Genomic DNA, 11,840 nt, shown 5'->3' with positions numbered 1-11,840 from the left:
CGGCGAAAAAAGGGGGGCGTTCACCGCCGGGCGGCATAATCCCGCACGGCATCGCCAAAGGCAGCCAGCAGGGCGGCATAGGGCGGGTTCTCCCAGAAACGCCATTCCGGGTGCCATTGCACGCCGATGGCAAAGCCGGCCCCTTCCACCCGCACCCCCTCGATCAGCCCGTCCGGGGCCGTCGCTTCCACCGCCAGCCCGGGGGCCAGCCGGTTGATGCCCTGCTGGTGCAGGGAATTGACCATGATTTCCGTCTGACCGGTGATGCGGGCAAAGGCCCCGTCCGGGGTCAGTGCCACCTTGTGGATCGGGGCATATTGCACCTCCACCGGTTCATGTTCGGGGTCGCGGTGATCCATCAGGCCCGGCACTTCCTGCACGCGCGGGTGCAGGGTGCCGCCCAGGGCGACATTCAGTTCCTGAAAGCCCCGGCAAATGGCGAAAACGGGCAGTCCCCGCGCCAGCGCACCTTTCAGCAACGGCAGGGTGGTGGCGTCGCGGTGCGGGTCCAGCGGCGGGGTCACCATCTCATCCGGCAGGCCGTAATGGGAGGGGTGCAGGTTGCTGGGGCTGCCGGTCAGCAGCAACCCGTCCAGCCGGTCCAGCAACCCCTCCACATCCCACCAGTCACCCAGGGCCGGGATCAGCACGGGCTGGCAGCCGGCACCGTGGCTGACACCCCGGATATATTTGTCACCCACCACATGGAACGGGTGTTGTCCCAGTTCCCGCGCATCGCAGGAAAGGCCGACCAGGGGGCGATGGACGGGGGTGGTGGCAATGGTCATGATGCGGGGCTTCCGGTGGTGGCGGTCATTCAGGATGGTACCCGCCCGGCAGCATCCGTCAATCCCGCTCCCGCCCGCGCGTGGGATTGCGGAAATAGAACTGGTCGCGGTCCAGCTTCACGCCGAATTCCGGGTTCTGCAGGGCCACCTCGGTCAGTTTGCCCTGGGCATCCAGCACGCGCCATTTGCGCAGGCCAAAGGGCGCTTCTTCAAACACCAGGGTCAGGCTGCCCAGGCCGGGATCTTTTGCCTGCACCAGGGTGATTTCCAGCAACCCGTCATCACGCGCCACCTGGGTGATCTTGACATCGCCCGACAGGGTGATCTTGTCGCGCAGCAGGAAATCCGCCAGCGTGCTGCCGATGGGGGCATTTTGCTGCTCCTTCACCTCGGCATCCCAGAAATAGACGAACTTGCCATCGGCAACGATGAAGTTCTCCACCGGGGGGGCGTAACTGATGCGCATCCGGCCCGGCCGCAGCAGGGTGAAGGTGCCGCGCGCGCTCTGCCCATTATCGGCGGTCTGGATGAAATCCGATTTCAGGCTGGTGATGCCATTCAGATAGGTTTCCGCCTTGGCCAGCAGGGCAGGCTGATCCGCCGTGGCGACGGCGGTGGCGGCCTGCACCGGGGCCGGCAGGGCAACGGGCAGGGAAAACAGCGGGGCGGCGGCCAGCAGGGCCAGAAGGATTTTGCGCATGAAAGCCTTGATAGACGCCGATCATGGCGGATTTAGGGAGGGGGCTTGCGGGGTCAGTCCCGCCCGGCATCCACCAGGGCAGCGGCGGCGGCCGCCAGGCCGCCGCGCGGGCGCAGCCGGGGGCGGATTTGCGGCACCGGGTTGAAATTGCCCGTCACCTTGTCCAGCACCTGCAGCTCGGCCCCGCCCACGTCGAACAGCAGCCCTTCCAGCTCCAGCTTGCCCGCGCGTTCCAGCTCGGCGATCCAGGGGAAGGTGCGGAGATTTTCCAGCGACAATTTCACCACGGCGCGTTCCAGCAGGGGCAGGTCCACGGATTGGCCGGGTTCCAGCCCCTGGCGTACGGTGGCCAGCGCCGGATCGGCGATGGAGACCCACTGGCTGATGAAGTCGGCCTTGGACTGGCTGCGATCATGGGTCAGCGCGGCGACACCGCCGCAGAGCGAATGGCCCATCACCACCACCGATTCCACCCCCAACTCGCGCACGGCGAATTCCAGCGCGGCGGAGGTGCCGTGATAATCCTCGCTGGGCCGGTAGGGGGGCACCAGATTGGCCACGTTGCGGATGACGAACAGGTCGCCCGGCTGGGTGGCGAAGATCAGGGTGGGATCGACCCGGCTGTCGCAGCAGGTGATCAAGGCCGCCTTCGGCTTCTGTCCGGCCCAGGCCAGGGTGCGGAACAGGCCGCGCTGTTGACGGAAATTGGTGCGGCGGAATTCCCGGAAACCGTCGATCAGATCCTTCAACATGCGCTCACCCCTGTGACCGTTCGATATCCTTATGGCACCGCACCATGCGCAGGACAGGCGGTTCTTGTCCAGACCGCACCTGTATGGTTTCCCCCTACGTCAATGCAGGGGTCGGTGACAGAATAGTTACAGCGAAGCCAGTGCCAACAGGCCCCCCGCTGCGATCAGCAGCAGGCCGGTGCCCCGGTTCAGCCACAAGGTGGCACGCGGACCGGACAGCCGGCGGGCCAGGCTGCGCCCGCCGGCCGCATAGGTCATGATCCAGCCGAACTCGATCACCAGCATGGTGCCCACCAGAATGCCCAGTTGCGGGCCCAGCGGGCTGGTCATATCGATGAATTGCGGGAAGAAGGCGGCCATGAAGATCAACGCCTTGGGGTTGCTGGCGGTGATCAGCCCGCCCTGCAGCAACAGGCCCAGCGGGCGGTTGCTGCGACCGGTGGCCGCATCTGCCGGCAGATCGCCCTGTGTATCGGTGTCCGGCACCGGCGCCCGGATCGCCTGCACCCCCAGCCAGACCAGATAGGCAACGCCCACCCATTTGAAGATCATGAAGGCCAGCGGCGATGCCTTCAGCAGCACGCCCAACCCCAGGGCTGACAGGGCCGCCATCAGCCCCAGCGACAGGCACATGCCAAGCCCACCCCAGGCGGCGCCGGCCAGCCCATGACGCACCCCCATGGCCAGCGCCGACAGCATGTTCGGCCCTGGTGTGGCGGACAGGAAGAAACAGGTGAACAGGAACAGGCCCAGCGTGTGGGAATTCATCAGGCACATCCGGAAAGGGATCGGCAGCCGCCTGTTATCCGTCAGGGGTGACGCAGTGGCGCGCGGCTCTGCGAATTATTGGCATTGACCAGCCGCAGCAACAAGGACAGAAACACTGTCCTTTCTGCGGGTGGTAACGGTTCTAGCAACTTTTCATGGGCTTGTGCCACCGGCCGCTGTGCCTGGGTCAGCAGGGCCTCCCCCGCGGCACTGGGATAGAGCAGGCGGGCGCGCCGGTTGCCGGGATCAACCTCCCGCCGGATCAGGTCACGCCCTTCCAGCCGGTCCAGCACGCCGGTCACCGTCGTGCGGTCCAGGGCGGAACGGCAGCCCAGCCAGGTCTGATCCCGGCCCGGATTTTCCACGATCAGCAGCAACATGCCGAATTGCGGCGGCGTCAGGTCCAGCCCCTGCGTTTCCTCCAGGAACAGGGCGGTGGAGATCTGCCCCAGGCGCCGGATCAGATATCCAGGCATCTCCTCCAGCGTCGGGTCGGGCTTCATCATCACTTTAACTCCCCATGGGCGGCCGCGCCTGCGGGCGTGGGAACCCCGCCATGCATGAAGCGCGCTTTTCCCCGAATCATATCATGGCCACCATTATTCAGCACACTGAATATCAGTACACAGAAAATAAGTGGCCCTGCTTTGGCCGAAGGTGAAGCCCCATGTCCAGCGACAATCCGTCCCTCCCGCCCTTTTCCCCGCACCCTTCCCGCCATGAACCCAAATCGGGGGCGCTGGGCGCGCATATGCGCTCGGCCCTGACCGGGGCGGTGGGGCGGCTGGCCGTGCCATTGTTCGCGGTGGCCACCGTGATGGCGCTGGTGCTGGTGGTGTCGGCCCGCTGGGATGGCTGGGTCGGCGGGGCGGATGTGCAGGTGACGGACAATGCCAGCATCCGCGCCGATGTCACCCGGCTGGGCGCGCGGGTGGCCGGTGCCGTGCGCCATGTCGCGGTGACGGATTACCAACGGGTTCACAAAGGCGACCTGCTGCTGGAAATCGACCCGGCCGATTATCAGGCCGATCTGGCCAAGGCGGAGGCGGGCGTCGCCTCGGCCCAGGCGACGCTGGACAATCTGGCCAACCAGATCGCCCTGCAACAGGCGACCATCGCCCAGGCAGAGGCCCAGTGGCAGGCCGCACGGGCCACGCAGCGGCAGGCCGGGCTGGAATCCACCCGCCAGGATGATCTGCTGCACCGGGGGCTGGCCGGCACGCGGCAGAAGGTGGAACAGGCCAGCGCCGACCATGACAAGGCGGCCGCCAATGCCCGCGCGGCAGAGGCCAGCGCCCAGGCGCAGCGCCGCCAACTGGATGTGCTGGCCGGCCAGCAGACGCAACGCACGGCGGAACTGCGCGCGGCAGAGGCAACCCTGCAGGCCGCCCGGCTGAAACTGGCCTATACCCGCGTCACCGCGCCTGTGGATGGGGTGGTGGGGGAAGCGCAGGTGCATGAAGGCGATTATGTCAGCGCCGGCAGCAGCCTGATCAGCCTGGTGCCGCTGCCCGATGTGCATGTGGTGGCCAATTACAAGGAAACCCAGCTGACCCGCGTCGCCCCCGGTCAGGCGGTGGAAGTGGCGGTGGACATGTTCCCCGGTCAGGTGCTGCGCGGCCATGTCGCCCTTCTGTCGCCGGCCAGCGGTGCCACCTTTGCCCTGCTGCCGCCGGATAATGCCACGGGCAATTTCACCAAGGTGGTGCAGCGCATTTCCGTGCGGATCGAACTGGAACCCGGACAAAAGCTTCTGGAGCGCCTGCGCCCCGGCATGTCGGTGGAAACCCGCATCCATACGGACAGCACGCCCCTGCCATTGGATGACAAGGCGGCCCAGGTGGCAGAGCGCGCATCATGACCAGCCAGCCGATCAGCGCCGGGCCGATTTCCGTCGGCCGCCGCTCCCACCATCCGCTGCTGGCGGTGGTGGCGGTGCTGCTGGGCGCTTACATGACCAATTTCCACTCAAGGCTGTTTTCCACCGGGCTGGCCGATCTGCGCGGTGCCTTTGGCCTGGGCATGGATGAAGGATCGTGGCTGAACAGTGTCGCCATGGCGCCGCAGATTTTCATCGCGCCTTGTGTCGCCTGGCTGGTGGTGGTGTTTGGCGTACGCCGGGTGTTGGTGGTGCCGGCCTTTCTCTATGCCTTGCTCTGCCTGGCGATCCCTTTGCTGCGCGACCCCGGCATGGTGCTGGTGCTGCATGTGCTGCAGGGCCTGCTGCTGGGCCTGTTCGTGCCGGCCACCATCAGCATCATTCTGCGGAACCTGCCGATGAAATGGTGGGCGCCGGCCATTGCCATCTATGTGTTCCGTCAGGCCTTTGCCATCAATTCGGGCGTGGAGCTGGTGGGGCTCTATGTCGGGCAATGGGGCTGGCAATGGCTCTATTGGCAGGATGTCGTGCTGGCCCCGCTGCTGGCGCTCTGCGCTTATTATGGTGCGCCGCGCGAACCGGCCAACCGGGAATTGCTGGCAGAGGCCGATTGGGGCGGCATGTTGCTGTTCGGGGCCGGGCTGGCCATGCTCTATATCGGGCTGGATCAGGGCAATCGGCTGGACTGGTTGTCATCGGGTCTGGTGGTGGGGCTGCTGGCCGGTGGCGTGTTGTTGCTGCTGCTGTTCTGCGTGAATGAGGCGCTGGTGCCACAGCCTTGGGCCAGCGCCAGCGTGGTGCTGTCGCGCAATATCGGGCTGTTGCTGCTGGTGGCCACGCTCTACACCGTCACTTCCATCTCCAATTCCACCCTGATCCCCAATTTCCTGACCAGCGTGGCGCATCTGCGGCCCGAACAGACGGGGCCGCTGCTGCTGCATTACGGGGCCCTGCCGCTGTTCGTGGTGATGCCGCTTTCCGTCTGGCTGCTGGGCCGCATTGATGGGCGGCTGATGATCACCATCGGGCTGGCGGCCTTTGCCCTGGCCGCCTGGATGGGGACGCGGCTGACCCATGATTGGGGGCCGGGGGATTTCACCGGCATGGTGCTGATCCAGTCGCTGGGCCATTGCTTCACCTTCCTGCCGGTGGTGTTGCTGTCGTTGGCCAATGTCAACCCGGCCCGCGCCACGGCCATTTCCGCCTATATCCAGGTGCTGCGGGTGGATGGGGTGGCGCTGGCCGGTGCCTTGACCAGCACTTGGCTGCGCCAGTCCGAACAGGTGCATTCCAACCTGATCGGCCTGCATGTGGAACAGGGCGATCCCGGCGTGACCGCCCTGTTAAGCCAATTGACCCACCGTTTCGCCGGCAGTGCCGGGGATGCTGGGGCCAAGGCGCTTTCCACCCTGTCCGGCTTTGTGCAGCGGGAGGCGACGGTGCTGTCTTACATTGACGGGTTCTGGCTCTGCTTCTGGGTGGCGCTGGTGGCCATTCTGCTGACCGCCCTGATCGGCCGTGCCCCGGTCAGCCCCTTCACCCCGGCGCGGGGGCGGTGAGGGGAGGGGGAAGCGCCGGGCCGGGCCGCCGGTTTTTTTCCAGGGGTTCGCTTTCTTGGTGCTATTGCATTCATATTTAAACGCGATCACTCTTCTGCCGGACTGCCATCCACGCTTTATCTGAAGGGATTGCTCATGCGCTTTCTGCTCTCCGCTGCTGTGACGCTCATGGCCGTGACCGCTGCCGTTGCCCAGCCAGGGGGCGGATCGGGTGGGGCCGCCGCCTGTGCTGTCGATACCGAAAAGATGATGCAATTGGCGCCGGAGGCGTTCGATCAGGATACGGAAGACGGTTGGCGTCCCCTTGCCGCCCGCCCAGGCTGCGAGAAGGCCAGCGCCAACCTGATCAATAGCTACATTGAACGGAATTGGGGGCGGATTCCGCAGGGACTTATTCATCTCATGTATTGGCACGCCGGGCAGATGGAAGCGCGAGCGGGGGATTATCGGCTGGCGATCCCGCTGATGATGGCCGGCGTGGCCCCCACCCAAAGAACCCAGGAAATGGGCTTTCACGAATATGCCCAGGGAACCATCGCCTTTCTGAACCGCGATCTGGCGGGATTGCGGGCGGCGCGGCAACGGCTGGCGGCTCTGCCGGAACCTGACTGGTTCAAGGAGGAGTTCAAGGAAGCCCCTTCCATTAAATGGCCGGCCAATCTCAATATTCTCGATGGGTTGATCCGCTGCTTTGATGCACCCTATGCCACAGCCTATGGAAATAATTGCCCGCAGGCGAAGGCGGCACCGTAAGGTTGCCTGATCCTATTCCAATCTCCCTTGATCGTGACCGATCAAGGGAGATTTTTTGTTCCCTCAGGCGCCGGGCGGGCGCTTCCGCGCCCTTGGCTTGCGCCGCTACCAAGCGGCGGGCCGGCGGTCGCCGGCCTCCAAGCCGCCTAAAGGTCAAGCTTTAGGCGGCTTGGTATTATTCCTCCACATTGCGCATCCAGTCGGCCAGCGGGGCCAGCGCGCGCAGGATGACCAGCCGGGCCTTCTCGTCCGGCACCGTCTGGTCCAGCGCGCGCTTCATGCATAAAAGCCAGGCATCGCGGTCGGACAGGTTGACCCGGAAGCCCATATGGCGGGCGCGCAGCCTGGGATGGCCGCGTTCGGCCGAATAATCCCCCGGTCCGCCCATCCATTGCGCCAGATAAAGCTTCAGCACCCGCCGCGTCTCCGTCAGATCGGCGGCATGGATGGCGCGCAGCTCCCGCGCCTCCGGCAGCGTGTCCATCAGGTCGTAAAAACAATCGACCAGCCGGTCGACCACCGGCTGCCCGCCAATATGGTCAAAAATGCTGACGGCGCCTTCGGTCTCGCTGCTCATGCCTGTATTCCGGTCATCGGCTGGATGGGGGAAGGTTGCATAGCAGCCGGGGGGAGGGGCCCCTATGTGGCACACCGCCCCAGGCCCCAGCCTCAATTCACCCGTTCATTATCATCGATATTGCGGGCCAGCACTTCGCGCTTGCCGGCATGGTTGGCCTTGCTGATCACGCCTTCCTTCTCCATCCGTTCAATCAGGCGGGCGGCGGAGTTATAGCCGATGCGCAGATGGCGCTGGATGAAGCTGGTGGAGGCCTTGCCCTCCTTCGTCACCACCGCCACGGCCTGATCATAGAGATCATCGCCGGATGCCATGGCATTGCCGCTGCCACTGCCGCCATCGTCCCCGCCGCCGGCTTCCTCATCCTCTTCCTCGGTGACGGCATCGACATAGGCGGGCTCACCCTGGGCCTTCAGGAAGCGCACCACCTGTTCCACCTCCTCATCCCGGACGAAGGGACCATGCACGCGGGTGATGCGGCCGCCGCCGGCCATATAGAGCATGTCGCCCTGGCCCAGCAATTGTTCGGCCCCCTGTTCGCCCAGGATGGTGCGGCTGTCGATTTTTGACGTCACCTGGAAGCTGATGCGGGTGGGGAAATTGGCCTTGATGGTGCCGGTGATCACATCCACCGACGGGCGCTGGGTGGCCATGATCAGGTGGATGCCGGCGGCGCGCGCCATCTGGGCTAGACGCTGGATGGCGGCCTCAATATCCTTGCCGGCCACCAGCATCAGGTCGGCCATTTCGTCGACAATGACAACGATATAGGGCAGTTCCGTCAGGTCGAGCGGATGTTCCTCGAAAATCGGCTTGCCGGTATCGGGGTCAAAGCCGGTCTGCACCCGGCGCGTGAGAATTTCGCCATTCTGCCGGGCTTCGCGCAGGCGGGCATTATAGCCATCAATATTGCGCACCTGCAGCTTGGACATGTTGCGGTAACGGTCCTCCATCTCCCGCACCGCCCATTTCAGCGCCACCACCGCCTTTTTCGGATCGGTGACGACGGGGGCCAGCAGGTGCGGAATGCCTTCATAGATGGACAGTTCCAGCATCTTGGGATCGACCATGATGAAGCGGCACTTGTCCGGCGGCAGCCGGTAGAGCAGCGACAGGATCATGGTGTTGATGGCCACCGACTTGCCCGAACCGGTGGTACCGGCCACCAGCAGGTGCGGCATCCGGGCCAGATCGGCGATGATCGGCCCGCCGCCAATATCCTTGCCCAGGATCAGGGCCAGTTTCTGCTGGCTCTTCTCATAGGCGTCCGACATCAGCAATTCGCGCAGGTACACCGTCTCACGCCGCTGGTTGGGCATTTCAATGCCGATGACATTGCGGCCCGGCACCACGGCCACACGCACGGAAACGGCACTCATCGACCGGGCAATATCATCGGCCAGGCCGATGACGCGGGCGGATTTCACGCCGGGGGCCGGTTCCAGCTCATACAAGGTCACCACCGGGCCGGGGCTGACCTTGACGATCTGCCCGCGCACGCCGAAATCATCCAGTACCGTCTCCAGCATCTCCGCATTGCGCTGGATCGCCGCTTCATCCATGGCGGGGCCGATGCCGGGGGGCGGCAATTGCATGATATCGACGGGCGGCAATTCATGATCGCCGCGGATTTCCGTTTCCATCGGCAGGCCGGGCTGGCGGGCCTTCTCCATCTTGCGGGCCACGTCCGGCAGGATGGGCTTGGGCCCGCGTTCCACCACCGGGGCCGGACGGCGGCGTTCCTCCGCCCCGCTCGGGGCGGGGGCGGTCGGAGCCGGCGGCGGCGGGGGGGCTGCCAGCGGCAGTTCATCGGTGGGGGCGGGTGGGGTATTGCCAAAGCTGGGGACGGCACGGGTGCCGCTGGCGATGGGTGCCGCTGCCGGGGGGGATGCACGCCGACCGGGCAGGCGGGCCTTCAATCCGGCCAGCCCTCGGGCCAGCAGGCCGGCCGGCGCTTCGGCGGGATGATCGTCGGCCGGGGCATCGGTCCAGCGGGTGGTGGGGATGGGGGCCGCCGAAGCCGCCGCCTTGCGCGCCTTCCACCAGCGGCGCAGATCGCCCAGCGATTCCCGTGCGGTGGACAGGCGGATGCCCAGGGCGGCCAGCAGCGCCAGCATAAAGGGCAGCAGCAGCGTCAGCGCCAGCACGGGCAGGGCTAGCACCCCCAGCAGATCGCCCGCCAGCCGGGCCAGCGGGTTGATCAGCATCAGCCCGGCGCTGCCCCCGGCTGCCGGCGCCCCGGTGATGGCGATCAGCAGCATGGCCGACAGCAGCACTGCCAGCATGGCGGCCAGAATCCGCAATGGCCATTGCCGGATTGACCGGTGCCGCAACAGCGACAGGCCCCAGCCCCCGGCAATGAAAACGATGCTGAAAGCGGCAAACCCCAGCGTCTGCCACAACAGATCAGCCGTATAGGCACCGGGCAGGCCCAGCATGTTGCGCACCAGCGCCGCCTCGTTGGGCACCGCCGTGCTGAAGGAGGGGTCGCGTGAGTTATAGCTGGCCAGGGCGGCCGACAGGGCCAGGGCGAGCCCGAGAATGCCAAGCCCCCCGGCTTCCCGCAGCCGGCGCTTCAAAAACACCAGGGTGCCTTCCGGCAGCAGCCGCCCCTTGGAAACGCCGCGTGCCGGTGCGGGGGCGGCAGCCGGACCGGGGGCCGCACCGCGTGGCCCGGTGGGACGGCCGGTCTGGGGGGAACGGGGGGCGGGGCGGCTCGACATCATGCTCTCTTGCTGCTTCCAAACCGGATGGGTCAGGCCAGGATGCGGCCCAACTGGTCCAGCGACCGGGCCATGGTTTCGGTATCATGCACCAGGGCAACACGGATATAGCGGTGCCCGTGATTATAGCCGGTGGCGTCCGGCTGGGTCAGATAGGCGCCGGGCAGCACCCGGATCGCCCCTTCCTGCCACAGACGCCGGGCCGCTTCCTCCCCGCTGCCGCAGGCATCGCCGACATCCAGCCAGAGGAAGAAGCCGCCATCGGGGCGGTAAAAGCCCAGCCGGCCGGCCAGGGCGGCTTCTGCCGCATCAATATTGGCACGGTAAAGCCGCCGGTTCAGTTCCACATGCGTTTCATCCTGCCAAAGAGCGGTGGCCGCCGCCATGGACGGCAGCGGCACCCCCGGTAGGGAATAGTTACGCAAGCGGGTAAATGTGCGGATTAAAGCCGGGTCACCTGCCACGAAACCGGAACGAAGCCCAGCCGCACTGGACCGTTTCGACAGCGAATGGAAAACCAGCAGGTTGGAAAGCCCCGCCCCCAGGGCCAGGGCCGCTTCCAGCCCGCCCGGCGGCGGCGCCTTGTCCCACAGCTCCGCATAGCATTCATCGATGGCCAGCACGAATCCGAAGGTCCGCGCCAGGGTGATGGCGCGCTTCAGATAATCCAGGCTGGCCACGGCCCCTTGCGGGTTGGCGGGGGTGCAGAGATAGAACAGGCTGGTGCGGGCCCAGGTTTCTTCCGGCACTGCATCCAGATCGGGCAGGAAGCCGGTTTCGCGTGTGCCATTCAGGAAGACCGGTTCGGCCCCCGCCATCACGGCCGCCCCCTGATAGACGGCGTAGAACGGGTTGGGGATCAGCACCACCGGCTTCTTGCCGGCCTTTTCCGCCGGCACCACCATCTGGGCCAGCAGATAGAGCGCTTCACGCGTGCCGCTGACCGGCAGGATGGCACTGTCGGCTTCCACCATGCCGGGGGGCAGTTGGTAACGCCGGTTCAGCCAGGTGGAGACGGCGGCGCGGAATTCCGGTGTGCCGGCCACGGGTGGATATTTGCCCCACAGGGTGGACGCCGCCGCCATCGCTTCCAGCATCAGGGCGGGCGGCTGGTTCTGCGGCTCCCCAATCGTCAGGATGGTGGGGGGCGTATTGGCGCGCGGCTTTACATCGGCCAGCAAAGCCGCCAGCCGGGGGAAAGGATATTCGCTGAGCCCACCCAGCCTGTCATTGAGGGCGGGCATCACAGCACCCGTGTCCGCTTCACGCATCACATGCCTATGGATCTGGAACCGCTTCGTGATGCCGGTTTACCACCGGCATCTGGCCGCGCTGATTGTA

Annotated in this window: 11 protein-coding genes; 3 read left to right on the top strand and 8 right to left on the bottom strand. The window is 65.8% G+C overall.

What is annotated here, in order from left to right; translation table 11 throughout:
• Nucleotides 1–20: 20 nt before the first annotated feature.
• The 5 genes from GE253_RS21915 to GE253_RS21895 form a co-directional block, all read right to left on the bottom strand.
• Nucleotides 21–788: a gamma-glutamyl-gamma-aminobutyrate hydrolase family protein gene (locus GE253_RS21915; protein WP_153206270.1), complete on the bottom strand. Its 768-nt coding sequence runs from the start codon at nucleotides 786–788 to the stop codon at nucleotides 21–23.
• Nucleotides 789–846: 58 nt separating this feature from the next.
• A complete protein-coding gene (locus GE253_RS21910) occupies nucleotides 847–1,488 on the bottom strand; it encodes an outer membrane lipoprotein carrier protein LolA (protein ID WP_153206269.1) in 642 nt (213 codons plus the stop codon).
• Nucleotides 1,489–1,541: 53 nt separating this feature from the next.
• Nucleotides 1,542–2,240: a carbonic anhydrase gene (locus GE253_RS21905; protein WP_153206268.1), complete on the bottom strand. Its 699-nt coding sequence runs from the start codon at nucleotides 2,238–2,240 to the stop codon at nucleotides 1,542–1,544.
• A 126-nt stretch (nucleotides 2,241–2,366) separates the two neighbouring features.
• Entirely contained in the window at nucleotides 2,367–3,008 is a 642-nt protein-coding gene (locus tag GE253_RS21900; protein ID WP_153206267.1) for a LysE family translocator, read from the bottom strand.
• 41 nt (nucleotides 3,009–3,049) lie between these two features.
• On the bottom strand, nucleotides 3,050–3,514 hold the full coding sequence (locus GE253_RS21895; RefSeq protein ID WP_153206266.1) for a MarR family transcriptional regulator: 465 nt from the start codon (nucleotides 3,512–3,514) through the stop codon (nucleotides 3,050–3,052).
• Nucleotides 3,515–3,675: 161 nt separating this feature from the next.
• On the opposite strand from GE253_RS21895, the gene GE253_RS21890 reads away from it, so the two are divergent.
• The 3 genes from GE253_RS21890 to GE253_RS21880 all read left to right on the top strand — a co-directional run bounded on the left by GE253_RS21890 (nucleotide 3,676) and on the right by GE253_RS21880 (nucleotide 7,199).
• A complete protein-coding gene (locus GE253_RS21890; RefSeq protein ID WP_153206265.1) occupies nucleotides 3,676–4,869 on the top strand; it encodes an HlyD family secretion protein in 1,194 nt (397 codons plus the stop codon).
• Entirely contained in the window at nucleotides 4,866–6,446 is a 1,581-nt protein-coding gene (locus GE253_RS21885) for an MFS transporter (RefSeq protein ID WP_153206264.1), read from the top strand. Before GE253_RS21890 ends, GE253_RS21885 begins: the two co-directional genes overlap by 4 nt.
• 135 nt (nucleotides 6,447–6,581) lie before the next feature.
• Nucleotides 6,582–7,199: a hypothetical protein gene (locus tag GE253_RS21880; protein ID WP_153206263.1), complete on the top strand. Its 618-nt coding sequence runs from the start codon at nucleotides 6,582–6,584 to the stop codon at nucleotides 7,197–7,199.
• Nucleotides 7,200–7,374: 175 nt separating this feature from the next.
• On the opposite strand, the gene GE253_RS21875 is transcribed toward GE253_RS21880, so the two are convergent.
• The 3 genes from GE253_RS21875 to GE253_RS21865 all read right to left on the bottom strand — a co-directional run bounded on the left by GE253_RS21875 (nucleotide 7,375) and on the right by GE253_RS21865 (nucleotide 11,743).
• A complete protein-coding gene (locus GE253_RS21875) occupies nucleotides 7,375–7,776 on the bottom strand; it encodes a group II truncated hemoglobin (RefSeq protein ID WP_153206262.1) in 402 nt (133 codons plus the stop codon).
• A 92-nt stretch (nucleotides 7,777–7,868) separates the two neighbouring features.
• Entirely contained in the window at nucleotides 7,869–10,502 is a 2,634-nt protein-coding gene (locus GE253_RS21870; protein ID WP_247878810.1) for a DNA translocase FtsK, read from the bottom strand.
• Nucleotides 10,503–10,531: 29 nt separating this feature from the next.
• Nucleotides 10,532–11,743 (bottom strand): aminotransferase class I/II-fold pyridoxal phosphate-dependent enzyme, encoded by a 1,212-nt coding sequence (locus tag GE253_RS21865; RefSeq protein ID WP_153206313.1) that lies wholly within the window; start codon nucleotides 11,741–11,743, stop codon nucleotides 10,532–10,534.
• Nucleotides 11,744–11,840: the final 97 nt, after the last annotated feature.

Origin of the sequence: Niveispirillum sp. SYP-B3756 (genome assembly GCF_009495745.1) — a bacterium.
GTDB lineage: Bacteria > Pseudomonadota > Alphaproteobacteria > Azospirillales > Azospirillaceae > Niveispirillum.
This window is presented reverse-complemented; position numbering and strand designations above follow the sequence as displayed.

What these genes read in the sequence shown, in the direction of transcription:
- GE253_RS21915 (WP_153206270.1), bottom strand. Translation starts at nt 788, where the DNA reads ATGACCATTGCCACCACCCCCGTCCATCGCCCCCTGGTCGGCCTTTCC.
- GE253_RS21910 (WP_153206269.1), bottom strand. Translation starts at nt 1,488, where the DNA reads ATGCGCAAAATCCTTCTGGCCCTGCTGGCCGCCGCCCCGCTGTTTTCC.
- GE253_RS21905 (WP_153206268.1), bottom strand. Translation starts at nt 2,240, where the DNA reads ATGTTGAAGGATCTGATCGACGGTTTCCGGGAATTCCGCCGCACCAAT.
- GE253_RS21900 (WP_153206267.1), bottom strand. Translation starts at nt 3,008, where the DNA reads ATGAATTCCCACACGCTGGGCCTGTTCCTGTTCACCTGTTTCTTCCTG.
- GE253_RS21895 (WP_153206266.1), bottom strand. Translation starts at nt 3,514, where the DNA reads ATGATGAAGCCCGACCCGACGCTGGAGGAGATGCCTGGATATCTGATC.
- GE253_RS21890 (WP_153206265.1), top strand. Translation starts at nt 3,676, where the DNA reads ATGTCCAGCGACAATCCGTCCCTCCCGCCCTTTTCCCCGCACCCTTCC.
- GE253_RS21885 (WP_153206264.1), top strand. Translation starts at nt 4,866, where the DNA reads ATGACCAGCCAGCCGATCAGCGCCGGGCCGATTTCCGTCGGCCGCCGC.
- GE253_RS21880 (WP_153206263.1), top strand. Translation starts at nt 6,582, where the DNA reads ATGCGCTTTCTGCTCTCCGCTGCTGTGACGCTCATGGCCGTGACCGCT.
- GE253_RS21875 (WP_153206262.1), bottom strand. Translation starts at nt 7,776, where the DNA reads ATGAGCAGCGAGACCGAAGGCGCCGTCAGCATTTTTGACCATATTGGC.
- GE253_RS21870 (WP_247878810.1), bottom strand. Translation starts at nt 10,502, where the DNA reads ATGATGTCGAGCCGCCCCGCCCCCCGTTCCCCCCAGACCGGCCGTCCC.
- GE253_RS21865 (WP_153206313.1), bottom strand. Translation starts at nt 11,743, where the DNA reads ATGCCCGCCCTCAATGACAGGCTGGGTGGGCTCAGCGAATATCCTTTC.